Here is a 23,185-nt window from a genome sequence, read left to right on the forward strand (position 1 = left end):
GTGTTCGAGGTCGACCGACACGCCGCGGACGGAGCGCTAGTGCAGCTGTTCGGGTACCTCGAACTCGGCGCACAACGCCAACCACACTCGCTTGACGGGGAGGCCGGCGTCGATCGCCTCGAGGGCGGTCCTCCCGCCACACTCCGCCAGATGGTGCGATCTGGTCAGACTGTCGGCGCGGAGTTCACCGAAGGCCTCCACGGTGCGTGCGCGGAACTCGGTCAGGGTCACGTCTCGCCCTCCCCTACGGACGACGACGGGCCGCCGGCGTGGTCGCCGACGGCCCGTTGCCGCGAGATCACTGCTGTTCGGTCTGCGCCTGCTGCTGCTGCTGCGGCGCCGGCTCGGACTGGCCCTGGCCGAGCTGGCCGGTGGCACCGGTACCGGACCCGAGTTGGCCGCCCTCCGCCATCGACGCGCGGATCTGCTCGAGGCGGCTGTGGCCGGCCATCTGGGTCGAGGCCTGCTCGACCTCGAGCATGCGACCCTGCACCGAGTTCTGTGCGAGTTCGGCCGAGCCCAGGGCGTTGGCGTACCGACGCTCGATCTTGTCGCGGACCTGGTCGAGGTTCGGGGTGTTGCCGCCCGAGGACAGCTCCGACATCGACTGCAGGGAGGCGCTGACCTGCTCCTGCATCTTGGCCTGCTCCAGCTGACTGAGCAGCTTGGTGCGCTCGGCCACGCGCTGCTGGAGGACCATCGCGTTCTGCTCGACGGCCTTCTTGGCCTGGGCGGCGGCCTGGAGCGACTGGTCGTGCAGGCCCTTGAGGTCTTCCACACTCTGCTCGGCCGTGACCAGTTGGGCCGCGAACGCCTCCGCGGCGTTCTCGTATTCGGTGGCCTTGGCCGCGTCACCTTTCTGGCGCGCCTGCTCCGACATCTGCAATGCCTGCCGGGTGGAGCCCTGGAGCTTCTCGATCTCCGCGAGCTGCCGGTTGAGCTTCATCTCCAGCTGGCGCTGGTTGCCGATGACCGCCGCAGCCTGCTGCGAGAGCTGCTGGTGCTGACGCTGCGCGTCAGCGATCGCCTGCTGGATCTGGACCTTGGGGTCGGCCTTCTCGTCGATCTTCGAATCGAACAACGCCATGAGGTAGCGCCATGCCTTGGTAAACGGATTGGCCATCGCTGCGTAGTGTCCTTCTGCCGATTCGGACGACGGGTCTGTTCAACGGTACCGAACAACGCACGGTTGCGACCACCGGGCGTGACGGGCGCGCGGTCAGGCCGCGAGCACCGGCTCGGTGAACGTGCCCGGAGGGGAGACCTCGAGGGCGGCGCGGATGAGGATCTCGCCCAGGGAGACGTCGAGCGCCCCGGAGATGGAGGCCAGCAGTTCGCTGGAGGCCTCCTTGCGGCCGCGCTCGATCTCCGAGAGGTACCCGGGGCTCACACGGGCGGCGTCGGCCACGTCCCGCAGGGTCCGACCGGATTCCCCGCGCAGGCCGCGCAGGACCGTCCCGAGCGTCTCGCGTAGCAGAGGGGCACCGCCGGGCTGGTCCGGTCTGGGCAGGGTGGTCATCTGGATGTTCGGCATCACGGGGTACAACGCATCACATCCCGGATTCGTTCCCGTCGTCGTCGTCACCGTTCCCCTCCCCCGTCGCCGCCGCGATGACCAGCTCCAACGCCGCCGTGCACGCCGCCGTACGGATACGGCTCCGGTCGCCGCTCAACGCCAGCGTCACGGACCAGGGCTCCCTCCCGGGAACCGTCAGGCCGACGTGGACGGTCCCCACCGGCCTGCCCTCCTGGGGCTCGGGCCCCGCCACTCCCGTCAGGCCCACGCCGACATCGGCACCACAGCGCCGCGCAGCCCCGCGCGCGAGTGCGCGGGCGGTCTCCGCGGACACGGCCCCGTGCCGCTCCAGGACCTCGGTCGGCACCCCGGCGAGCTCGTGCTTGAGTTCCGTCGCGTAGACGATCACCCCGCCGCGGAGCACCATGCTGGCCCCCGGCACCTCGGCGACGGTGGCCGCGAGCAGCCCGGCCGTGAGGGACTCGGCCGTGGCCAGGGTCCATCCGCGGTCCCGCAGGGCGGTGACAGCGGCGGCCGCCGGCGGGGACACGGCGACGGAGGGATCCACGGGGGTCAGTCCGCGGTGCGTGCGGCCCGCCGGGCCTTGACCAGGTAGTCGACGCCGGTATACACGGTCAGCACCACGGCCGCACCGACCACGATCCACTCGACCGGCCACACCCAGTGCGGCAGCGGCAGGATGAGCATCCCCATGCCCACCGTCTGTGTGACGGTCTTGAGCTTGCCTCCCCTGCTCGCGGCCACGACATAGTCCACCCCGAACAGGCGCCACAGCGTGATGCCGACCTCGCGGACCAGGATCACCACGGTCACCCACCAGAACAGCTCGTCCACCAGTGAGAGCGAGATCAGCGCGGCGGCGATGAGCGCCTTGTCGGCGATCGGGTCGGCGATCTTGCCGAAGTCGGTGACCAACCCGAGCTTGCGGGCCAGGTGACCGTCGACGTAGTCGGTGAACATCGCCACGGCGAAGACGACGAACGCCCCCACCCGCCACCAGGGATCCTGGGCGTCGGCGACGAAGAACAGGACCACGAAGACGGGGACCAGGAGGATCCTCACCACCGTGAGGACGTTCGCGATGTTGAGGACGGGGACCTCGTCGGTCCGGCGTCCGTTCTCGCGCGTGGAAGCAGTCACCCCCTCACCTTAGCGAGGACGGCGGGAATACCCTTGGTCGCGACGCACCCCCGACCCCGATCCCAGGAGATCCACGATGCCGCTCTTCGCCGTCACCTACCGCTACTCCGACGCCCAGACCGAGGAGCGGGAATCCAACAAGCCCGCCCACCGCGAGTGGCTGTCCGCCCGCGTCGACGACGGGTCCGTCCGGTCCGTGGGACCGTTCGTCGACGGATCCGGGGCGTTGCTGGTGGTGGAGGCCGACGACGACGAGGCCGCACGATCGCTCGTCGACGATGACCCCCACTGCCTGCGCGGAATGGTCTCGGAGATCTCGGTCCGGGAGTGGACGCCGGTTTTCGGCGCCCTCGCCTGACGCATACCCCGCCCGGCCGCTACCCCACCGGGGTCTCGGCCGGGTCGCGGAGCTCGGCCGGCTCGTCGTCCGGGTCCTCCTCCGGCGGGGCCCCGCCCTTGATCATCCAGAGCACCGAGGCGAGTTCCTCGGGCTTGACCAGCACGTCGCGTGCCTTGGACCCCTCGGAGGGTCCGACGATGTCGCGCGACTCCATCAGGTCCATGAGGCGGCCGGCCTTGGCGAAGCCGACCCGGAGCTTGCGCTGCAGCATCGAGGTGGAGCCGAACTGGCTGGACACCACGAGCTCCACGGCGGCGAGCAGGTCGTCGAGGTCGTCGCCGATGTCGGCGTCGATGTCCTTCTTGCCGTCCTCCTTGGCGGCGGTGATGGACTCGTCGTACTCGGGCTCGGCCTGGTTCTTGGCGTAGTCGACGACCTCGTGGATCTCCTCGTCGGTGATGAACGCACCCTGCATACGGATGGGGCGCGAGGCACCCATCGGGATGAAGAGGCCGTCGCCCATACCGATGAGCTTCTCCGCCCCGGCCTGGTCGAGGATGACCCGGGAGTCGGTGAGCGAGGACGTGGCGAACGCCAGGCGGGACGGGACGTTGGTCTTGATGAGGCCGGTGACCACGTCGACGGACGGCCGCTGCGTGGCCAGGACCAGGTGGATGCCGGCCGCGCGGGCCTTCTGGGTGATGCGGACGATCGCGTCCTCGATGTCGCGGGGCGCGGTCATCATGAGGTCGGCCAGCTCGTCGACCACCGCGACGATGTACGGGTAGGGCCGGTAGACGCGCTCGCTGCCGGGCGGCGTCGTGATGGCTCCCGACTTCACGCGCTCGTTGAAGTCGGTGATGTGGCGCACGCGGGTGGACTTCATGTCCTGGTAGCGCTGCTCCATCTCCTCGACGAGCCACGCGAGCGCCGCGGCCGCCTTCTTGGGCTGCGTGATGATCGGCGTGATGAGGTGCGGGATGCCCTCGTACGGCGTGAGCTCCACCATCTTGGGGTCGACGAGGATGAGGCGGACCTCGTCCGGGGTGGCCCGCGTGAGCAGGGACACGAGCATCGAGTTGACGAAGCTCGACTTACCCGAGCCGGTGGAGCCCGCCACCAGGAGGTGCGGCATCTTGGCCAGGTCGGCGGTGACGAAGTCGCCCTCGATGTCCTTGCCCAGTCCGATGAGCATCGGATTGTGCTTGCTGGCGGTCTTGGGGTCGGTCAGCACGTCCGCCAGCCGCACCAGTTCGCGGTCGAGGTTGGGCACCTCGATGCCGACCGCGGACTTGCCGGGGATCGGCGCCAGCAGCCGCACGTTGTCCGTGGCGACCGCGTAGGCGATGTTGCGGTGCAGGGCGGTGATCTTCTCGACCTTCACGCCGGGACCCAGTTCGACCTCGTACCGGGTGACCGTCGGGCCGCGGGTGAAGCCGGTGACGGCCGCGTCGATCTTGAACTGCTCCAGGACGCCCTGGATGGCCTCGATCATCTGGTCGTTGGACTCGCTGCGCGCCTTGGGCGGGTCGCCGGCCGTGAGCAGGCTGACGGGCGGCAGTGCGTAGTCCACGCCGTTCAGCAGCTGGGTCTGGGAGTCGAGCCGCTCCGCGTCGCTCTCGGCGGCGGTGTGGGTGGACGGGACGTTGGTCTGCGGGACCGCGGAGGTGTCCACCGACGGTGTCGAGGCGGCACGTCCGGGCGCGGTGGCCGGCGAGGACGGGGTGGCCGAGGCCGGCGGGCGGGCCGGGGCCTCGTCGACGTCGCCGCCCGCGGGCAGGACCTCGGTCCTGCGGGGGGTGCGCTTCGGGCGTGCCGGGGCCCGGGCCGGTTCCTCCGGGGGGACGTCGGCGACCTCCGGTGCCGCCTCGGGCTCGGCGGATGGCCGCGAGGCGCGGGGCATCTCGACCGTCTCGCCCGCCGTGGGGGTATCGGACCACGCGGCGATCCGGCGGCGGGAGCTGCGCCGCGTCGCGGAGCGCTCGGTCTCGGACGCCCGCGTCGTCTCCGCGATCGGGTACGCAGTGGTCATCTCGTCGTCCCAGTCCTCGTCGGAATCGACGTAGTCGTGGTCGACGATGTCGCCGCTGCCGTCCCAGCCGAAGAACCCACGGACGATGCCGGGGATCTCGCGCGCGGGCCGCCCCACCATCACCAGGATCCCGAACGCGACGAGCAGCACGAGGAGCGGTACCGCGACGAAGACGGACAGGCCGGCCTCGAGCGTTCCACCGACGATCCGGCCGAGCACCCCGGCGCCGGACCGCACCCCGTCGGGATCGGTCGGCGAGCCGGACCCCAGGTGCCACAGTCCGAGCACACCGAGGGCGGCGACGGTCGTCCCGACCAGCCAGCGCGAGTGCACGTCGGGACGGGGTTCGCGGGCCATGACGAGCACGCCCCATCCGCCAAGCAGGAGCGGCAGGAGGGCACCGGGGGTACCGACCACCGTCCGGATCCCGGTGTCGATCCAGTGGCCGATCGGGCCGGCTGCGCCGAACCACACGGCGCCGACGAACACGATCGCCACGCCGATGAGGATCAGGCCGAGACCGTCACGGCGGTGCGGCGGGACCACCTTGTCGTCGTCGTCCCCACCCCCGAGGCCACGGACCCCGTGGCCGACACCCTTCGCCATCGCGGACCACCCTCCGCGCAGCCCACGCCCCACGGCACCGAACGCACCCGAGGTGCGTTCCGGCGCCGGGGCGGCGGTCCGAGGACCGCTGCGGGTCCCCTTCTTGGGGGTCGAGACGACCGCACCGCGACGGGAACCGCCACCCCGCGACGACGACGGGGTGGACTTGGTCGATCGCTGTGCTCCCGAGGTCGAAGCCGGACGTCGGCCGCCGGGGGCACGGGTGGAGCGCGTGCTCGAGCTGGATGCCATGGCCGTCACTCTATCGTCTGGAGCACCACTGGTAACAGCAGCCACACGGGGGTGGGGTGGTTCAGATGCCGCGTGGGACGGCTTCGAGCGCGTCGATCCCCCGCTGGGCACCGGAGATGTCGATCTCGACCTCGTCGCGACCGAACGTCCACAGGAGGAACTCGACGGGATCCGCCGTGATGCTCACCAGCGGGGCGAGGGCCGCACCCGTCGAGACCGAGGCGATCTTGGCTGATCCCACGTGGGCCGGGGTGCGCAGGTCGACGCGGGCACCGACCTTGCGCAGGAAAGTCTTCGCCACGGTCGTGGCGAGGGACCAGACCCGTTCGAGGTCGTCCACCTCGAACTCGCGGGGCGCCCACCCGGGGCGCCCCCTGCGCACGTCCTCGTGGTGGACGAGGTACTCGGCCAGGTTCGCGACCCGGTCCGCGTAGCGCAGCGGTGAGTACCAGGGAGCTCCTCCGGCGATCGTGTCGAGCAGGTCCTCCCACGGGCGTTCGGCCTCCCGCAGGCGCAGGTGCTCCATGCGGTCCGCGAGGGCGGGGACGACGATTCCCGCCGCGGCGTCCGGGCGGTACTCCCGCACGACGAGGTGGGCGGCCAGGTCCCTGGTCGTCCAGCCCTCGCACAGCGTCGGGGCGTCGGGCCCGGTGGCACGCATGCTCTCCACGAGAGCGCTGCGCTCCCGCTGTGCGAGGGTCGGACGGCTGGGACTCACCGGACTCAGCCCTGCGCGACGGCGGAGGTGATGACGGTGGGCACGATCATGGGCTTGCGGCGCCACTTGTCCGACACCCACCGGCCGACCACGCGCCGCACGGCCTGGGCGAGACGGTACGGATCGGTCTCACCCTCGCCGGCCAGGTCCCACAGCGCGTTCTCCACGAGTTCGACGACCGGGTCGAGTGCGCCCGGCTCGTCGGTGAAGCCCTTACCGATGATCTGGGGCTTGCTCACCGGCCGGCCGGTACGCGGGTCCACCACGACGGTCGCGACGATGAAGCCGTCCTCGCCGAGCGCGGTGCGGTCCGCGAGGACCGTGTCGCCGACGTCGCCGGTGGACAGGCCGTCGACGTACAGGTTGCCGACGGGGATCTGACCGACCACGGACGCCTTGCCGTCCACGAGGTCGACCACGACGCCGTTCTGCGCCAGGACGACGTTCTCCTCCGGTACCCCGGTGGCGATCGCCAGCGCCTTGTTGGCGCGCAGGTGCCGCCACTCACCGTGGACCGGCATGGCGTTCTTCGGCCGTACGGCGTTGTAGACGAAGAGCAGCTCGCCCGCGTCCCCGTGGCCGGAGACGTGGATGTTGGCCTCGCGGCTGGTCACCACGTTCACACCCATCTGGGACAGGCTGTTCTGCACGCTGAAGACGGGCTCCTCGTTGCCCGGGACGATCGACGAGGAGAACAGCACGGTGTCGCCCTCGGAGAGGTTGATCTGCCGGTGCTCACGACGCGCCATCCGGGAGAGCCCCGCCATGGACTCACCCTGGGTACCGGTCGTCATGACGACGACCTTCTCCGACGGGAGCTTGGCGGCCGTGTCCATGTCCACGATCACCTTGTTCGGATCGGTGAGCAGGCCCATCTCCAGGGCGATCTCCATGTTCCGGATCATCGACCGACCGGTGAGCGCGACCTTGCGACCGCTCGCGGCGGCGGCCGCGATGACGGACTGGACGCGGTAGACGTTGGACGCGAAGCAGGCCACCACGACGAGCTGACGCGCGTCGGAGATGAGCCGCTGGAGCGCGGGACCGATCTCCGACTCCGAACGACTGACCCCCGGAGTGGTGGCGTTGGTCGAATCCATCAGCAGCAGGTCGATGCCCTCGTCACCGAATCGCCCCATCTTGGGCAGGTCGGTGGGGCGCTTGTCCGTGGGCAGCTGGTCGAGCTTGATGTCACCCGTCATCATCACCGACTGGCCACCGGCGCGGATGACCAGGCCGAGGCACTCGGGGATCGAGTGGTTGACGTCGAAGTAGCGCACCTCGAACTTGCCCAGGGTGCTCACGCTGGACTCGTCGACCTCGCGGAAGACCGGCTTGATGCGATGCTCGCGGCACTTCGCGGCGACCAGTGCGAGCGTGAACCGCGATCCGATGACCGGGATGTCCGGGCGCAGCTTGAGCAGGAACGGGATCGCCCCGATGTGGTCCTCGTGGGCGTGGGTCAGCACGAGCGCCTCGACCTGGTCCAGACGGTCCTCGATGTGGCCGAAGTCCGGGAGGATGAGGTCGACGCCGGGCTCGGTCGAGCTCGGGAAGAGGACGCCGCAGTCGACGATGAGCAGCTTCGAGTCGTACTCGAAGGTCATCATGTTGCGGCCGATCTCCGTGACGCCGCCGAGCGCCACCATGCGCAGCGCACCCTTGCGGGGCTTGGGCGGGCTGGGCAGGCGGACGGTCATGTCGCCGCCCTGCATGGTCTTCACGCCACCGAACTCGGCGGTGGAGGTGTCGCCGCGACCGCGGCCGCGTCCGCTGCGACCACGGCCGCCCTTCTGACCCCCCGAGCCCTGGCCGCCTGAGTTCTGGCCGCCGTTCTGGTCGCCGCCCGACGATCCGCCCTTGGCTCCCGAGGACGAACCCCTGCCCCGGCCACGCGATCCGCCCTTAGGCGAGTCCTTCTGGCCGCTGTCTTTCTGGCCGCTGTCTTTCTGGCCGCCGTCCTTCGGGCCGTCGCCCTGCTGGTTCCTACCCTGCTGGGGCTGGTCCTGCCTACCCTTGGCCCGATCGGAGCGGCCCTGGCCCGCGTCGGCGGCGGGGGCGTCGGCTACCGGGGTGGGCTCGGTGAACTGCACGGCGGCCGTGGCCGCCGGCTCTCCCGAGGGCCGTCCTGCGGCACGTCGGGTGCGGCCGCGTCCGCGGCCGGTGGAGGTACTTTCCGTCATCTGGTGACTCCTGCTCTGTGCAGCAGCGCCGCGAGGGCGTCTCGCTGCTCGTCGGTTGGTGGTAACTGCGGGAGTCGCGGCACACCGGCCGGGACCCCGAGAAGTTCTAGTGCTGCTTTGGACATCGACACACCTCCGAGCGCCCGCTGGGCGTCGAAGAGAGGGAGGAGTCCGAGGTTGATACGTCGTGCCGTCTCGATGTCGCCACTCAGGTACGCACGGCGCAGGTCGACCAGCCGTGATGCGGCCACATGGCCGATCACACTGACGAACCCGGTCGCTCCGACGGCCAGCCACGGGAGGTTGAGTTGGTCGTCCCCCGAGTAGTAGACGAGGTCGCAGTGGGACATGACGGTGACGGCGTCGTGGAAGTCGCCCTTCGCGTCCTTGACCGCCACGATGTTCGGGTGGTCGGACAGACCGATCAGGGTGTCCGCCTGGATGGGGACCACCGATCTCGGCGGGATGTCGTAGAGCATCACGGGCCGGTCGGTCGCGTCGGCGATCGTCCGGAAGTGGACGTCCAGTCCTGCCTGGGTGGGCTTCGAGTAGTACGGCGTCACCACGAGCAGTCCGTGCGCCCCGGAGGCAGCGGCCTGCTTGGCCGCGTGCACCGAGTGCGCGGTGTCGTACGTACCGACACCCGCGACGATCGTCGCCCGGTCCCCCACCTCGGCGAGGACGGTCTCGAGGACCGCGATCTTCTCCGCGTCGGTGGTGGTGGGCGATTCCCCCGTGGTGCCGGAGACGACGAGACCGTCGCACCCCGAGTCCACGAGATGCCGCGCGACACGTGCGACGGCCTTCAGATCGACGTAACCGTCGGACCCGAACGGGGTCACCATCGCCGTGACGACCGTGCCGAACGGCGCGGGGCGCCCTGTATCGGCGGGGGCCCGGCCACGGTCGGTCGGCGCTTGCCGGCCGACAGGGCCCCCGGTGGTCACGTGTGTCATGGTCTCCCAGACTACCCGCAGTACCCGGCAGACCCCGATTCCCACCCTGGGGGCGTCGTCATCCCTCGAGAACGTAGGGGCTGACCGCGATCTCCGAGCCGTCCTCCAGCGTGGCGATCTCGAAGTCCGAGAACACCGCCGGCGCCGCCTCGCGGAGACGACGGAGTACGTCGATCGCCAGGCCCCGGATCTCGGTGTCGGCGTGCTCGGTGGCGCGCATGCCGATGAAGTGGCGCCACGAGCGGTAGTTCCCCGTCACGACGATCCGGGTCTCGGTGGCGTTCGGTAGCACGGAGCGGGCGGCCTGCCGGGCCTGCTTGTGCCGCAGCATGGGGTTGGGCACGTCCGCGAACCTGTCCTCGAGCTTCGCCAGCATCTCCGCGTAGGCGTCACGGGAGGCGTCGGTCGCGCGCCGGAAGATCTCGACGAGCTCGGGATCGTCCGCTATCGCCGGTGGGGGCACCACCTTCGAGTCGTGCTCGGGGACGAAACGCTGGGACAACTGGCTGTAGGAGAAGTGGCGGTGCCGGATCAGTTCGTGGGTGCACGAGCGGGAGATCCCGGTGATGTAGAACGACACACTCGCGTGCTCGAACACCGACAGGTGCCCGACCTCGAGGATGTGCCGCAGATACCCGGCGTTGGTCGCGGTGCGCGGATTCGGTTTCTCCCAGCTCTGATAGCAGGCCCGCCCCGCGAACTCGGCCAGCGCCGATCCGCCTTCGGCGTCCGTCTCCCACTCGACCTCGTCGGGCGGGATGAACTCGGTGTGCGCGACCAGGCGGACCTGCCGCCGGACGAGCTCGGACATCGTGGGACTCCTTCGGTGATGTGCCCGGCGGTTCAGCCGAGCAGATGTGCGGCGACGGTGGCCGCGACCTCGGCGGCGGTGTCGAGATCCTGGCGTCCGGGTTCGCCGGTCAACTGGACTGCGGGGGCGACGGCCTGCAGTCCCCAGCCGGTGGCGATCCGTTCGACCGAGTTGACCGCTCCCGCGGTGTCGTTGTCCCCGTGCACGCACAGGGCGTACGGCCGGCCTGCCACCGCTCCCTCGCAGGTGTAGTAGGTGCGGTCGAAGAAGTGCTTGAGCGCGCCGGACATGTACCCGAAATTGGCCGGGGTGAGCAGGACATAGCCGTCGGCGCGCAGGACGTGGTCGTCGGTGGTGGCCAACGCGGGGACGGACTCGACCGCGATCCCTTCGAGTTCGGGATGGTCGAGACCGGTGACGAGTGCTTCGAGAATGCGGCGCAGGCGTGGTGACGGGGCGTGGTGCACGACCAGTACCGTGCTCATCCCAGACCCTTCCCCGAGGTGAGTTCCGTCTCGCGCAGCCCGATGGCGGCCTTCATGACCTCCCGGGCGCGGACGCGGTCGCCGGCGTGGTCGTAGGCCCGCGCCAGCCGGTAGGTCGTCCGCCAGTCGTCGGGGGCGGCCTGGTACTCGGCGCTGACCCGGTCGAACAGCGCGTCCGCCGCGTCATGCTCGAGTCGGCCGGAGGGGCGTCGCTCCATGTCCGCGAGATCGAGTTCGATCCCCTCCGCCGCGGCGGCGGCCGAGATCCTCTGGAGTTCGAGACCGTTACGGACGATGGCCCAGGTCGCCCAGGCGCCGACGCCGGTGAGCAGGATGATCCCCGCCCCGAGCCCGCGCACGGCCAGATAGTCGGAGGCGCTGACCATCGACCAGCCGAGGTACAGCAGGTACCCGAAGGCCACGACCAGGCCCAGCGCCGTGAGGGCCATGACCAGGGGCTTGACGATGCGCTCCACGGCGGTGGTCCTAGAGGTCCATGAAGGAGTCGAGCCCGACGGTCAGGCCCGGGGCCCCGGCGATCGAGCGGACCCCCAGAAGCACTCCGGGGGCGAACGAGGTGCGGTCCAGCGAGTCGTGCCGGAGGGTGAGGGTCTCCCCCTGCGTCCCGAGCAGCACCTCCTGGTGGGCGACGAGGCCCGACAGTCGCACCGAGTGCACGCGGATCCCGTCGACGTCGGCGCCGCGGGCCCCGTCGAGTTCCGTGGACGTGGCATCGGGCGACGGCCCGAGCCCCGCCTCCCGGCGAGCCGCCGCCATCATGGCGGCGGTGCGGTGGGCCGTCCCCGACGGAGCGTCGGCCTTGTTGGGATGATGCAGCTCGACGATCTCGGCGGACGGGAAATACTTCGCGGCCTGGACCGCGAACCGCATCATCAGGATGGCACCGATGGCGAAATTGGGCGCGACCAGTACACCGGTCCCGGGACTGTCCTCCAGCCACCCCCTGAGGGTGGCGAAACGATCCTCGGTGAACCCGGTGGTGCCGACCACCGCGTGTATGCCGTTGGCCACGCAGTACTCGAGGTTGTCCATCACCACGTCCGGGTGGGTGAAGTCCACCACCACCTCGGCACCGGAGTCGACGAGCGCGTCCAGCGGATCGCCCTGGTCGACCTCCGCGACGAGTTCGAGGTCCTCCGCGTCACGGACGGCCTCACAGATCGCCGTTCCCACCTTGCCGCGTGCGCCGAGCACTCCGACCTTCGTCACCGTCATCGTCTCCTCACGTGGTCCTCGTCGAGCCCATCCAGCCTATCCGCCGACGCGCCCGAGCAGTCCAGCCGCGCCGTCGCCGGGCATCCCGGGGCCGACCGCCGCCAGACACCACGGGGCGGACTCGTCGGTCCAGTAGGCGGCGACCTCGTCGCGGGTGACCCGACGGAGCCTGGCCACCGATTCCTCGACGGGGACCACCGTGTCGCGGTCCAGGAGGTGTCGACCGATCCGCGTCATGCGGGAGAGCGGATCGTCCAACCCGAGCCTGATCGACCCCGTGAGGTGGCCGATCGCCCGACCCACCTCGTCGGCGGCGGGCGGCGCGGCCAGCATCCCGGACACGACCTCGCCCACCTCGTCGCACAGTGCGTCCACCCGGTCGACCGGGGCGCCGGCCACCACCGTGAGCAGACCGGTCGGCCGGAACTGGTCCATGCCCGCATAGACCGTGTACGCCAGACCGAGTTCCTCGCGGATCCGTTGGAACAACCGGGAGCTCAGTCCCCCGCCGAGAACCGCGGTGCCGACCTGCGCCGCGGCCCGGTCCCGGTGATCCCGGGCCGGGGTTCTGCGGGCGAGGGCGATCAACGCCTGTTCGGAGTCGTCGTCCTCACCGGTGAGCACGGATGTCGCCGCCCACCCGGGGGCCCCCGCGCCCGGCCCGGTGTCGCCACCGCCGGTCCCGGCGCCGAGATCGGCGCCGTCCCGCGACGTCCCGTTGCGGGACACCGCCGCCGCCAGTGGCCCGGCGGCGATCCGGCGCACGAGGGCGTCGTGATCGAGACGCCCGGCCGCCGCGACCACGACGTCGCCGGCACCGAGCATGCGTCGGTGGAATGCCCGTAGGGTCTCGGCGTCCAGTGCTTCCACCGACTCCTCGGTCCCGATGATCGGGCGGGCGAGCGGGTCGCTACCGAGGGCCGCGGTGGCGACCAGTTCGCAGGCGAGGTCCTCCGGGTCGTCCGCACGGCCGGCGAGCTCGTCGAGCACGACGTCACGCTCGATCTCGACGTCGGCGGGGTCACAGGACCCGTTGGCGACGACGTCCACCAGGACGTCCACCGCGGTGTCCAGCCCCTCGGCGGGGACGTGGACGTGATAGCAGGTGTGCTCGCGTCCCGTGAAGGCGTTGAGGTCACCACCCAGCAGGTCGATACGCTGGGACAACTCCAGACCGGACGCCGAGCTGGTGCGCTTGAACAGGACGTGCTCCAGGAAGTGCGCGGCGCCGTGTTCCCCGGGGCCCTCGTCCGCGGAACCGGACCCTATCCAGACCCCGACCGCCGCGGTGTGGCACCACGGTAGGTCCTCGGTCACCACACGCACGCCCGGGATCGACCGGTCCACGCGGATCGTCGGGTTCACGGTCCCTCCCTTCTGTCGACGAACGAGGCACGCACCCCGCGCGCGGGGTGCGTGCCTCGTGGGGTGCCGGGCGCCGTGGGGGGGCGGACCGGCGGGGTCTCAGTCGTCGGTGCCGGAGTCCGCGTCGGCTCCGCCGTCCGAGTCGTCACCGACCGGGACGAGACTGATCTTGCCGCGGTTGTCGATGTCGGCGATCTCGACCTGCATCTTGTCGCCGACGTTGACCACGTCCTCGACCTTGCCGACGCGCTTGCCCTGGCCCAGCTTGGAGATGTGGACCAGACCGTCGCGGCCCGGCAGCAGCGAGAGGAAGGCGCCGAACGGGGCGGTCTTCACGACCGTACCGAGGAAGCGCTCCCCGACCTTGGGCAGCTGCGGGTTGGCAATCGCGTTGATCTTGTCGATCGCGGCCTGGGCCGACTCGCCGTCCGTGGCCCCGATGTACACGGTGCCGTCGTCCTCGATCGAGACGGACGCGCCGGTCTCCTCGGTGATCGAGTTGATCATCTTGCCCTTGGGCCCGATGACCTCGCCGATCTTGTCGACCGGGACCTTGATCGCGATGATGCGGGGCGCGAACGGGCTGAGCTCGTCGGGCTCGTCGATCGCCTCGGCCATCACGTCGAGGATGGTGAGCCGGGCCTCGCGGGCCTGGGTCAGCGCGCCGGCCAGCACCTCGGACGGGATGCCGTCGAGCTTGGTGTCGAGCTGCAGCGCGGTGACGAACATGCCCGTGCCGGCGACCTTGAAGTCCATGTCGCCGAAGGCGTCCTCGGCCCCGAGGATGTCGGTCAGCGCGACAAAACGTCGTTCCGACTCACCGGCCTCGTTCGTGATCTCGTCGGAGACCAGGCCCATCGCGATACCCGCGACGGGGGCCTTGAGCGGCACACCCGCGTTGAGCAGCGACAGCGTCGAGGCGCAGACGGAGCCCATGGAGGTGGAGCCGTTGGAGCTGAGCGCCTCGGAGACCTGGCGGATCGCGTAGGGGAACTCCTCGACGCTCGGCAGGACCGGCATGAGCGCGCGCTCGGCGAGCGCGCCGTGGCCGATCTCGCGACGCTTGGGCGAACCCACGCGACCGGTCTCACCGGTGGAGTACGGCGGGAAGTTGTAGTGGTGCATGTAGCGCTTGCTGGTCTCGGGCCCGAGCGAGTCGATCTGCTGGGCCATCTTGACCATGTCGAGCGTGGTCACGCCGAGGATCTGGGTCTCGCCGCGCTCGAACAGCGCCGAACCGTGGGCGCGCGGGATGACCTCGACCTCGGCGGACAGCGCGCGGATGTCCCGCGTGCCGCGGCCGTCGATCCGGAAGTGGTCGGTGAGGATGCGCTGGCGCACGACCTTCTTGGTCAGCGACTTGAACGCGGCCCCCACCTGGCCGAGGCGGTCGGAGAACCGCTCGGTGAGCTGCTCGAGGACGGTCGCCTTGAGCTCGTCGGTCGCGACGTCGCGATCCTGCTTGTCGGCGATCTGCATGATCTCGCCGAGCTTGGTCTCGGCGATCTCGGCGACGGCGGCGTAGACGTCGTCGGCGTACGGCGGGAACAGCGGGAACTCCCGCGGCGTGCCGGGCGCGGCGTCGGCCAGTGCCTGCTGTGCGGCGCACAGCTCGGCGATGAACGGCTTGGCGGCTTCGAGCCCCCGGGCCACGACGTCCTCGGTGGGGGCCTGCGCGCCCCCGGCGACCTTCTCGATCACGTCGTCGGTGGCCTCGGCCTCGACCATCATGATCGCGACATCGGCGGTGTCACCGGAGCCGACGACACGGCCGGCGACGACCATGTCGAACACGGCGTCGTCGAGCTGCTCGACGGTCGGGAAGGCGACCCACTGGCCGGCCGGGTCGGCCGACGTCGGGATGAGCGCGACGCGCACGCCGCCGACCGGACCCGAGAAGGGCAGGCCGGACAGCTGGGTGGAGGCGGAGGCGGCGTTGATGGCCACCACGTCGTACAGGTCCTTGGGGTCGAGGCTCATGACGGTCACGACGACCTGGACCTCGTTGCGGACCCCGTCCGCGAAGGTGGGGCGGAGCGGCCGGTCGATGAGCCGGCAGGTGAGGATGGCGTCCGTGCTGGGACGCCCCTCGCGGCGGAAGAACGAACCGGGGATCCGTCCCGCGGCGTACATCCGCTCCTCGACGTCCACCGTCAGGGGGAAGAAGTCGAAGTGCTCCTTGGGGTGCTTGCCCGCCGTGGTGGCGGACAGCAGCATGGTGTCGTCGTCGAGGTAGGCGACGACCGCACCGGCGGCCTGCTTGGCCAGCCGGCCGGTCTCGAAGCGGAGCTCGCGGCGACCGAAGTCGCCGTTGTCGATGGTCGCGACGGTCTCGAAGACCCCGTCTTCGACCTCGACGGCCGTGATCTGTGGCATGTGTTTCCTGTCGTGTCGGGTGCATGGGCCGCACGGCGGAATCGTCCCGCCGGGGCCACCGGGCGTCACGTCAGGGGGTCCCGGTTCGACCTCGGTCTTCGATCGAAGCGGCCGGAACGCGTGCCACGGATGCTGATGCTCCCGGGCGTCGGGTTCCGGCGGCCACTACCGAGGACCGTCAATCGGACCTGTCGACCACCCCGGCACGTGTGCACCGGCTCCACCGAGGCTATCAGGGAAAACCGTCCGGGTCACCGGGCGCGCGCGGGTGACGCCCCCGACACCCGGCGGCCCGGTTCGCGGAAATGCACCGACCCCGCCCGGATGGACCGGGCGGGGTCGGTGACGCGGTGGTCGTCGTGCGTCAGCGACGCAGGCCCAGACGCTCGATCAGCGAGCGGTAGCGCGCGATGTCGGTCTTGGCGATGTACTTGAGCAGACGACGCCGACGGCCGACCATGAGGAGCAGGCCGCGCCGCGAGTGGTGGTCGTGCTGGTGGGTCTTGAGGTGCTCGGTGAGCTGGGAGATCCGCTTGGTGAGCATGGCGATCTGGGCCTCGGGCGAGCCGGTGTCGGTCTCGTGGAGGCCGTACTCGGCCAGGACGGCCTTCTTGTCTTCGGTGCTCAGCGCCATGGTGACTCCTGGTTGTTCCAGTCCGCGTGAATGTTGGGCCCCGCCGCCGCGGACCACAGGAGGGCCGACGGGAGACGTTACCAGTCCAGGGACGTGTCGGCCCAATCCGAGGTCACGGCCGGTCGGCGTCCGCCCCGAGCACGGTCCGGGTCGTGGTGACGTCGCGGTCCATGGCCACGAGCAGCTCGTCGACCGAGGCGAACTTCACCATGTCGCGGACGTGGTCGACGAAGTCGACCGCCGCCAGTCGTCCGTACAGGTCGGCCGACTCGTCCAGGACGAACGCCTCGACGCTGCGGGCGGAGTCCCCGAACGTCGGGTTGGTGCCGACGGAGATCGCGGACGGGTAGCGCCGTCCCGGGACGATCGTGCCGTCGACGGGGCCGTCGTCGAGCACGGTGAACCACCCGGCGTACACGCCGTCGACGGGCACGGCGGTGTACTCGGGAAGGTCGAGGTTGGCGGTCGGGTAACCCAGGTCCCGCCCCCCGCGCCCGGCACCGTGGACCACGACGCCCGAGACCCGGTGCGGTCGGCCGAGGACCTCGGCGGCGCCGGCCACGTCGGCCTCGGACAGCAACCGGCGGACACGGCTGGAGGAGACGGTCTCTCCCCCGGCCTCGAGCAGGTCGACGATCTCGCAGACGATGCCGCGGTCGGCGCACAGCTCGCGCAGGGTCTCCGGGGTACCGGCCGCGCGTCGACCGAACGTGAAGTTCCGCCCCACGGTGACCGCGCGGGCCCGCAGGCCGCGGACGAGGACACGGTCCACGAACTCGTCGGGCTCCCACGACGCCATCTCGCGGTCGAACGGCAACGCGAACACGGCGTCGATCCCGAACCCGCCCGCGAGCTCGGCACGCCGCTCGAGGGGGGTGAGGACCGACGGGTGGGTCCCCGGCCTGACGACCTCGACGGGGTGGGGGTCGAACGTCACGAGGACGGGACTCGCGCCCAGGTCCCGGCCGTGGCCGACGGCGCGGTCCACCAGGCTCCGATGACCCCGGTGGAGCCCGTCGAACACGCCGAGGGCGACGGAGGTCCCGCCGTCGGGGATCACGATCTCGTCGAACGTCCGCCACAATTGCACGGCGACCACCTTACGCGCGGCGTTCACAGGCCCGCCGGGCGCATGACCACGACCGGAGCTGCACGCCGCCCCGATTCCGAGACCAGCGCCGCGACCCGGCCGTCCGGGCCGACGGCGGCGACGACCCCGGCGTCACCGCGGGCCTCGAGCCATCGGCCGTGGCGCAGTCCCTCCGCCTCGTCGGCGTCGATGTCGCGTCGGGGGAACGCGGTCAGCGCGGCGGAGTCGAGGTCCAGCGACAGTGTCGGATCGGTCTCCAGCTGGTCGAGGGTCCGTGCCACGTCGAGACCGAACGGCCCGACGTGGGTGCGGCGCAGCGCCGTGAGGTGACCGCCGACCCCGAGGGCGGAGCCGAGGTCCCGGGCGAGCGCGCGGATGTAGGTTCCGGTGGAACAGTCGACGACGACGACGAGGTTGATCACCGCACCGGAGCGGGCCCGCTCGAGCACGTCGAACCGGGCGACGGTGACCCGCCGTGACCGGAGCTCGACCTCCTCCCCCGCCCGCACCCGGTCGTAGGCCCGCCTCCCGTCCACCTTGATCGCGCTCACCGCGGACGGGACCTGGTCGATCTCCCCGGTCAGCGCCGCGACGGCCGCGTCGATCGCCTCGTCGGTCACGGCGGAGGCGTCGGTGGTCGAGGTGGTCTCCCCCTCGGCGTCGTCGGTGGTCGTGGTCTGGCCGAGACGGATGGTGGCCTCGTAGGACTTGGTCTCCAGTGCCAACAGTCCGAGCATCTTGGTGGCGCGTTCGATGCCCACCACGAGCACCCCGGTGGCCATCGGGTCGAGCGTTCCGGCGTGGCCGACCTTGCGGGTACCGAAGTAGCGTCGGAGCCGTCCGACGACGTCGTGGCTGCTCATTCCCCCCGGCTTGTCGACGACCACCAGGCCGGGGTCGGGAGCGGGGCGGGGGTCGGGTCTGCGCGGCGTCACGGGCCCACGCTAGCGACCCCGGCGGGTCGCAGCACGATCGCCGAGGCCACGTACCCGTCCCGGACGGCCCAGCGGCCCCGGAACTCGACCAGATCGGGCCCCCCGTCCACGGCATGGCCGTCGATGAGGATCCGCGATCGCAGCGTGCCGGTGACCACCTCGTCGTCGTCGCCGTCCGGGACCAGGGTGATGTGTGCGTCACCGAACCCCAACCACCGGTGGGTGAGCGGGAACCACGCCTTGTAGGTGGCCTCCTTCGCCGTGAACAGCAGCGCATCCCAGGCGACGTCCGCGACCTCGGCGCGTGCCGCACGCACCCACGCCGCCTCCTCGGGCAGGGAGACAGCCTCGAGCACGCCCGCGGTCAGCGGTGCGTGGCGTTCCACGTCCAGCCCGAGCGACCGGACCCGGGCGGTCGGCGCCAACGCGGCGGCCCGCAGCCCCTCGGTGTGCGTGAGCGTGCCCACCAGGCCCGGCGGCCACACCGGCATGCCCCGACCCCCGCGCAGGACGGGGCCGGCGGGGACGCCGAGCCTCGACATGGCCTCCCGGGCACACGCACGCGCGCCCGCGAAGTCGATCCGGCGCCGCTCGACTGCGGCCCCGATCTGCTCGACCTCCACCGGGTACAGCGACGCCAACAGCGCCGCGTCGTCCAGGCCCAACTCGGCGTCGGTCACCCCCACCACGTCGGTCGGGAACAGGTCGTCGATCACCGCTCGTCCTCCAGGTAGGGACCGGTGTCGGCGGGCCGGGCGATCCTCGGCATCCCACCGTCGCCGCGGACCCACCGCACCTGAGGACCGTCCGGCGCCGGGAGGATCTGACGGGTGAGCGGGTCGGGCCGCCCACGCCCGTTCCACTCCCTCGGGTATCCCAGGGAGACCTCCTCGAAGCGCACGCCGTCGTGGACCGTGGTCCGCGGGATGTGCAGGTGACCGTAGACGCACGCGGTGGCGCGGTACCGGCGGTGCCAGTCGGCTGTCTGATCTGTCCCGCACCACAGCGCGAAGTCCGGGTGCCGCAGGACCCGGGTGGGGTCCCGGAGCAGCGGCCAGTGGTTGACGAGCACCGTCGGGTGCGCGGGATCGAGGCGAGCCAGCCGCGTCGTCGTACCCACGAGACGCTCCCGACACCAGGCGACCGCGTCACCGTAGGGGGCGGGGTCGATGAGGAACTCGTCCGAGGCCACGACGCGACGCTCCCGCGCACCGGCCAGGGCGTCCGCCCGCGGCTGCCCCGCCACCCGCGTCCAGCTGTAGTCGTAGAACAGGAACATCGGCACCACCCACGCGGGCCCGCCCGGTCCGGTCCACAGGGGGTAGTCGTCCTCCGGGGTGTCGACCCCGATGGCCCGGCACGCCTCCACCAGCCGGTCGTACTTGGTGGTGGACGTGATCCCCTCGTCGTCGCGGCCGATCCACAACTCGTGGTTGCCGGGCGCCCAGATCACCCGTTCGAAACGCGCCGCCAGTCGCTCGAGCGCGTCCACGACGTGGTCGACCTTCTCGGCCACGTCACCGGCCACGATGAGCCAGTCCCCCGGGTGCGCGGGGTGGATCTCGTCCACGACGTCAGCGTTGCCCCGGTGTCCCACGTGCAGGTCGGACACCGCGCGCAGGGTCGGTTGCACGCCCGTCGCGCCGGCGGTCATCCGTCCACCTCCTGCAGGGCCCGTGTGCCGGGCGTCTGGGCTCCCAGCACCATCCACCGGTCGCCGCGCACCCGGGCCACCACGGCGATCAGTCGGAGACCGACGAACACCCCCATCCCGACCCAGATCCCCGGCAGCCCCCACCCGAGGTGGCGGGTGACGAGCAGCACGGGCAGGAAGCCCAGCAGCGCCGCGACCACGGTGCTGGTGCGCAGGTACGCCGCGTCACCGGCGCCCAGCAGCACGCCGTCGAGTCCGAACACCACCGCGGCCGGGATCACCACCACCGCCATCCCGATCAGGGCGACGACCAGGCGATCAGCCACCCCGGGATCCCCGGACAGCAGCGATGCCAGGGGTGCTCTGAACACGGCCGTCAGCAGGGCGAGGGCAGCACCCAGACCCAGTGACCACACCACCACGGCACGTGCCAGCGCCCTGCCGTGGGCGGCGAGTCCCGCGCCGAGCGCGGCGCCGACGAGCGACTGGGCCGCGATCGCGACCGAGTCCAACACGAGCGAGTACAGCGCCCACAATTGCTGTGCGAGGTGGTGCGCCGCGAGCGAGTCGACCCCGGCGGCGGCTGCCGCGGTGGTGGCGACGGCGAAGGTGATCTGGAACGACGCGGTGCGGATGATCAGGTCCACGCCCATGCGGAGCTGGCTGACGATCACAGCGCGCCGGGGCCGCAGCGACCCCGGACGCTCGAGGACGAGCGCCACGAGGAAACCGGCGGCCATGAGCAGTTGACCCGCGAGGTTCGCCCACGCACTCCCGACCAACCCCAGCGCCGGGGCCGGCCCCAGACCGGGGACCAACACCACGCACCCGGCGGTCGACACGCCGATGCCCACGCCGACGAGCACGAGCGGGGTGCGCAGGCGCTGGACGCCCCTCATCCACCCGTGGCCGGCTGACGCCACGAGGATGCACGGGATGCCCCACACGGCCACCCCGAGCCATTCGGCCGCGCCGGCGGCCACGTCCGCGTCCGCGGCGAGTACCCGGGTGATCGGCCCCCGCAACGCCAGTACGACGGCCACCACCAGCGCGCCGACGGCGACGGCGATCCACGTCGCCTGCACCCCCTCGGCCACGGCGTCGCCGCGGCGGCCCGCCCCGTGCAACCGGGCCGATCGGGCGGTGGTCCCGTAGGACAGGAAGTTCATCTGGGTGCCCAGTACCAGCAGGACGAGGGCTCCCACGCCGAGCGCGGCCAGGTCCTCCGGTCCCTGGCGACCGACGATGATCCCGTCGACCAGGAGATAGACGGGCTCGGCGGACAGTACGGGCAGGACCGGCAAGGCGATCGACCAGAGTCGGCGTCCGATCGCTCCCAACCCGACGGCCGGATCGGGCCCGGTGTGCGTCACGTCAGCCGAGGAGTTCACGGAGCCTCGTGCTGATGGTCTCCACATCACCGCGCATCGTGCAGCCGGCGGCCGACGGATGGCCGCCGCCCCCGAGCGCGGCCGCGATGGCCGAGACGTCCGCGGCGTCCGCGCCCGGGCCACCGGATCGCGAGCGGAGGGAGACGGCCCACTCGCCGGGGAGATACTCCTTCAACAGCACCGCCACCCGGGCCTCCCGGACGCCGCGGAGATGCGAGACGAGGGATTCCACGTCGTCCTCGTCCGCTACCGAGATCACCTCGTGCGGGACGGCCAGCCACACCGATCCGCGCCCGCCCACCGCGTCGGCTTCCAGACGCACCGTCCTCAACAGCCCGCCCAGCACCCGAAGCCAGGCGAACGAGTGCGCGTCGAGCAGGGCGTGGGTGAGTTCGGTGGTCTCCGCGCCCGCGGCCAGCAGTCGTCGGGCGGTCTCGTGCGAGTCCGCGCCGCCCCAACGGAAGGACCCGGTGTCGGTGACGAGCCCGGCGTAGAGGCTCGTGGCCGTCACGGCGTCCACGGGGAACCCGCCCGCGTCGAGGACGTCCAGGACGAGCGACGCCGTCGACGCGGCGTCCGGGTCGAGCAGCATGTGGGAACCGAAGCCCGGATTGGACCGGTGATGGTCGACGACGAGGACCTCCGCTGCCGCGTCGGCGAGCCGGCCCCACCGGCCCACCCGGTCCGGGCTCGCACAGTCCAACGTCACGACGAGACCCCGATGGGCGGGGACCTGCGCGAGGGGCACCACCCGGTCGGTCCCCGGGATGGCCCCCATCGCCCCCGGGACGACGCCGGGATCGAACGAGTGGTGGACGGTCACGCCCCGCGCACGCAACGCCCGGGCGAGACCGGAGGAGCTACCGAGCGCATCCGCGTCTGGGCGGACGTGGCACAGCACGGTCACCTCGTGGTGACGGGCCAACACGTCCGCCGCGCCGGCGGCGTCCACCGGTTCGGTCACCGATCGTCGTCCTCCGGCCGGTCCGCCTCCTCCGGCTTGCGGTACGGGTCCTCGTCGCCCGCCGGACGGGCCCCCTCGGCCACGCGCCGGACCTGTTCGTCCTGCGCCCGGGCCTTGGCGAGCAGTTCTTCCATCTGGCGCGCCGCGTCCGGCACGGAGTCCAGCACGAAGGTCAACTCCGGGGTGAACTTCACCCCGGTCTGTTTGCCGACCATCGTGCGCAGGCGGCCCCGCGCGGCGGTCAACGCAGCCTCCGCGGCCTCGTGGTCCGGCTCCTCGTCGAGGGTCACGCCACGAACCGTGTAGTACAGCGTCGCCACCCGCAGATCCGCGGTGATCCGCGAATCGGTGATCGTGATGAACTCCAGCCGGGGGTCCTTGATCTCGTGCTCGATGGCCGTCGCGACGATCTCGCCGATCCGCTTTCCGAGCCGTCCCGCGCGTCCCTTACCGGTCATGGGGATCCTCCTTGGCGTGATG

Annotated in this window: 24 protein-coding genes; 1 reads left to right on the forward strand and 23 read right to left on the reverse strand. The window is 71.2% G+C overall.

What is annotated here, in order from left to right; genetic code table 11:
• Positions 1-36: 36 nt before the first annotated feature.
• The 5 genes from NR111_RS01055 to pgsA all read right to left on the reverse strand — a co-directional run bounded on the left by NR111_RS01055 (position 37) and on the right by pgsA (position 2,677).
• Positions 37-231, reverse strand: coding sequence for a DUF3046 domain-containing protein (locus tag NR111_RS01055; RefSeq protein ID WP_067717747.1), 195 nt, complete (start codon positions 229-231; stop codon positions 37-39).
• A 67-nt stretch (positions 232-298) separates the two neighbouring features.
• Positions 299-1,123, reverse strand: coding sequence for a PspA/IM30 family protein (locus tag NR111_RS01060; protein ID WP_120283435.1), 825 nt, complete (start codon positions 1,121-1,123; stop codon positions 299-301).
• 96 nt (positions 1,124-1,219) lie between these two features.
• Positions 1,220-1,534: a helix-turn-helix domain-containing protein gene (locus NR111_RS01065; RefSeq protein WP_067717740.1), complete on the reverse strand. Its 315-nt coding sequence runs from the start codon at positions 1,532-1,534 to the stop codon at positions 1,220-1,222.
• A 16-nt stretch (positions 1,535-1,550) separates the two neighbouring features.
• Entirely contained in the window at positions 1,551-2,084 is a 534-nt protein-coding gene (locus NR111_RS01070) for a nicotinamide-nucleotide amidohydrolase family protein (RefSeq protein WP_256819465.1), read from the reverse strand.
• Between the two features lie 5 nt (positions 2,085-2,089).
• Entirely contained in the window at positions 2,090-2,677 is a 588-nt protein-coding gene (pgsA, locus tag NR111_RS01075) for a CDP-diacylglycerol--glycerol-3-phosphate 3-phosphatidyltransferase (RefSeq protein ID WP_132061191.1), read from the reverse strand.
• Positions 2,678-2,753: 76 nt separating this feature from the next.
• Between pgsA and NR111_RS01080 the strand changes: the two genes are divergently transcribed.
• On the forward strand, positions 2,754-3,035 hold the full coding sequence (locus NR111_RS01080; protein ID WP_119192152.1) for a YciI family protein: 282 nt from the start codon (positions 2,754-2,756) through the stop codon (positions 3,033-3,035).
• A 19-nt stretch (positions 3,036-3,054) separates the two neighbouring features.
• Here the strand turns inward: NR111_RS01080 and NR111_RS01085 are convergent, their stop codons facing one another.
• The 18 genes from NR111_RS01085 to rbfA form a co-directional block, all read right to left on the reverse strand.
• Positions 3,055-5,907 (reverse strand): DNA translocase FtsK, encoded by a 2,853-nt coding sequence (locus NR111_RS01085; RefSeq protein ID WP_241260931.1) that lies wholly within the window; start codon positions 5,905-5,907, stop codon positions 3,055-3,057.
• A gap of 61 nt (positions 5,908-5,968) precedes the next feature.
• A complete protein-coding gene (locus tag NR111_RS01090; RefSeq protein ID WP_132061185.1) occupies positions 5,969-6,625 on the reverse strand; it encodes a TIGR03085 family metal-binding protein in 657 nt (218 codons plus the stop codon).
• Positions 6,626-6,630: 5 nt separating this feature from the next.
• On the reverse strand, positions 6,631-8,808 hold the full coding sequence (locus NR111_RS01095; protein ID WP_241260932.1) for a ribonuclease J: 2,178 nt from the start codon (positions 8,806-8,808) through the stop codon (positions 6,631-6,633).
• Positions 8,805-9,764: a 4-hydroxy-tetrahydrodipicolinate synthase gene (gene dapA / locus NR111_RS01100; protein ID WP_096907226.1), complete on the reverse strand. Its 960-nt coding sequence runs from the start codon at positions 9,762-9,764 to the stop codon at positions 8,805-8,807. The genes NR111_RS01095 and dapA overlap by 4 nt, the downstream gene beginning before the upstream one ends.
• Before the next feature lie 58 nt (positions 9,765-9,822).
• A complete protein-coding gene (gene thyX, locus NR111_RS01105) occupies positions 9,823-10,575 on the reverse strand; it encodes an FAD-dependent thymidylate synthase (protein ID WP_067717719.1) in 753 nt (250 codons plus the stop codon).
• 32 nt (positions 10,576-10,607) lie between these two features.
• On the reverse strand, positions 10,608-11,060 hold the full coding sequence (locus NR111_RS01110) for a flavodoxin family protein (protein WP_119192157.1): 453 nt from the start codon (positions 11,058-11,060) through the stop codon (positions 10,608-10,610).
• On the reverse strand, positions 11,057-11,536 hold the full coding sequence (locus tag NR111_RS01115; RefSeq protein ID WP_181694294.1) for a hypothetical protein: 480 nt from the start codon (positions 11,534-11,536) through the stop codon (positions 11,057-11,059). Before NR111_RS01115 ends, NR111_RS01110 begins: the two co-directional genes overlap by 4 nt.
• A 10-nt stretch (positions 11,537-11,546) precedes the next feature.
• Positions 11,547-12,296 carry a 4-hydroxy-tetrahydrodipicolinate reductase gene (dapB, locus tag NR111_RS01120; RefSeq protein WP_206472269.1) on the reverse strand — a complete coding sequence of 250 codons (750 nt, stop codon included), beginning with the start codon at positions 12,294-12,296 and terminating at the stop codon, positions 11,547-11,549.
• A 36-nt stretch (positions 12,297-12,332) separates the two neighbouring features.
• On the reverse strand, positions 12,333-13,661 hold the full coding sequence (locus NR111_RS18655; RefSeq protein WP_067717709.1) for a pitrilysin family protein: 1,329 nt from the start codon (positions 13,659-13,661) through the stop codon (positions 12,333-12,335).
• Between the two features lie 99 nt (positions 13,662-13,760).
• Complete coding sequence (locus NR111_RS01130) at positions 13,761-16,028, reverse strand: polyribonucleotide nucleotidyltransferase (RefSeq protein WP_256819590.1); 2,268 nt, start codon at positions 16,026-16,028, stop codon at positions 13,761-13,763.
• 373 nt (positions 16,029-16,401) lie between these two features.
• The gene (rpsO, locus tag NR111_RS01135) at positions 16,402-16,671 is read right to left on the reverse strand and encodes a 30S ribosomal protein S15 (protein ID WP_067717704.1); all 270 of its coding nucleotides are present in this window, start codon (positions 16,669-16,671) and stop codon (positions 16,402-16,404) included.
• Positions 16,672-16,783: 112 nt separating this feature from the next.
• Entirely contained in the window at positions 16,784-17,788 is a 1,005-nt protein-coding gene (locus NR111_RS01140) for a bifunctional riboflavin kinase/FAD synthetase (RefSeq protein WP_256819482.1), read from the reverse strand.
• A complete protein-coding gene (truB, locus tag NR111_RS01145) occupies positions 17,785-18,696 on the reverse strand; it encodes a tRNA pseudouridine(55) synthase TruB (protein ID WP_256819483.1) in 912 nt (303 codons plus the stop codon). The genes NR111_RS01140 and truB overlap by 4 nt, the downstream gene beginning before the upstream one ends.
• The gene (locus NR111_RS01150; protein WP_256819485.1) at positions 18,693-19,412 is read right to left on the reverse strand and encodes a 4'-phosphopantetheinyl transferase; all 720 of its coding nucleotides are present in this window, start codon (positions 19,410-19,412) and stop codon (positions 18,693-18,695) included. The genes truB and NR111_RS01150 overlap by 4 nt, the downstream gene beginning before the upstream one ends.
• Positions 19,409-20,350: a metallophosphoesterase gene (locus NR111_RS01155; protein WP_256819486.1), complete on the reverse strand. Its 942-nt coding sequence runs from the start codon at positions 20,348-20,350 to the stop codon at positions 19,409-19,411. Before NR111_RS01155 ends, NR111_RS01150 begins: the two co-directional genes overlap by 4 nt.
• Positions 20,347-21,768 (reverse strand): MATE family efflux transporter, encoded by a 1,422-nt coding sequence (locus tag NR111_RS01160; RefSeq protein WP_374210671.1) that lies wholly within the window; start codon positions 21,766-21,768, stop codon positions 20,347-20,349. The genes NR111_RS01155 and NR111_RS01160 overlap by 4 nt, the downstream gene beginning before the upstream one ends.
• On the reverse strand, positions 21,725-22,705 hold the full coding sequence (locus NR111_RS01165; RefSeq protein ID WP_256819488.1) for a bifunctional oligoribonuclease/PAP phosphatase NrnA: 981 nt from the start codon (positions 22,703-22,705) through the stop codon (positions 21,725-21,727). Before NR111_RS01165 ends, NR111_RS01160 begins: the two co-directional genes overlap by 44 nt.
• Positions 22,702-23,163, reverse strand: a complete 462-nt coding sequence (rbfA, locus tag NR111_RS01170) for a 30S ribosome-binding factor RbfA (RefSeq protein ID WP_067717687.1) — start codon at positions 23,161-23,163, stop codon at positions 22,702-22,704. The genes NR111_RS01165 and rbfA overlap by 4 nt, the downstream gene beginning before the upstream one ends.
• Positions 23,164-23,185: the final 22 nt, after the last annotated feature.

It is taken from the genome of Dietzia sp. Die43 (assembly GCF_024519835.1).
Lineage (GTDB): Bacteria > Actinomycetota > Actinomycetes > Mycobacteriales > Mycobacteriaceae > Dietzia > Dietzia kunjamensis.

What these genes read in the sequence shown, in the direction of transcription:
- NR111_RS01155 (WP_256819486.1), bottom strand. Translation starts at nt 20,350, where the DNA reads ATGACCGCCGGCGCGACGGGCGTGCAACCGACCCTGCGCGCGGTGTCC.
- NR111_RS01160 (WP_374210671.1), bottom strand. Translation starts at nt 21,768, where the DNA reads ATGTGGAGACCATCAGCACGAGGCTCCGTGAACTCCTCGGCTGACGTG.
- dapA (WP_096907226.1), bottom strand. Translation starts at nt 9,764, where the DNA reads ATGACACACGTGACCACCGGGGGCCCTGTCGGCCGGCAAGCGCCGACC.
- thyX (WP_067717719.1), bottom strand. Translation starts at nt 10,575, where the DNA reads ATGTCCGAGCTCGTCCGGCGGCAGGTCCGCCTGGTCGCGCACACCGAG.
- dapB (WP_206472269.1), bottom strand. Translation starts at nt 12,296, where the DNA reads ATGACGGTGACGAAGGTCGGAGTGCTCGGCGCACGCGGCAAGGTGGGA.
- NR111_RS01095 (WP_241260932.1), bottom strand. Translation starts at nt 8,808, where the DNA reads ATGACGGAAAGTACCTCCACCGGCCGCGGACGCGGCCGCACCCGACGT.
- NR111_RS01080 (WP_119192152.1), top strand. Translation starts at nt 2,754, where the DNA reads ATGCCGCTCTTCGCCGTCACCTACCGCTACTCCGACGCCCAGACCGAG.
- rbfA (WP_067717687.1), bottom strand. Translation starts at nt 23,163, where the DNA reads ATGACCGGTAAGGGACGCGCGGGACGGCTCGGAAAGCGGATCGGCGAG.
- NR111_RS01085 (WP_241260931.1), bottom strand. Translation starts at nt 5,907, where the DNA reads ATGGCATCCAGCTCGAGCACGCGCTCCACCCGTGCCCCCGGCGGCCGA.
- NR111_RS01060 (WP_120283435.1), bottom strand. Translation starts at nt 1,123, where the DNA reads ATGGCCAATCCGTTTACCAAGGCATGGCGCTACCTCATGGCGTTGTTC.
- NR111_RS01065 (WP_067717740.1), bottom strand. Translation starts at nt 1,534, where the DNA reads ATGCCGAACATCCAGATGACCACCCTGCCCAGACCGGACCAGCCCGGC.
- NR111_RS01110 (WP_119192157.1), bottom strand. Translation starts at nt 11,060, where the DNA reads ATGAGCACGGTACTGGTCGTGCACCACGCCCCGTCACCACGCCTGCGC.
- rpsO (WP_067717704.1), bottom strand. Translation starts at nt 16,671, where the DNA reads ATGGCGCTGAGCACCGAAGACAAGAAGGCCGTCCTGGCCGAGTACGGC.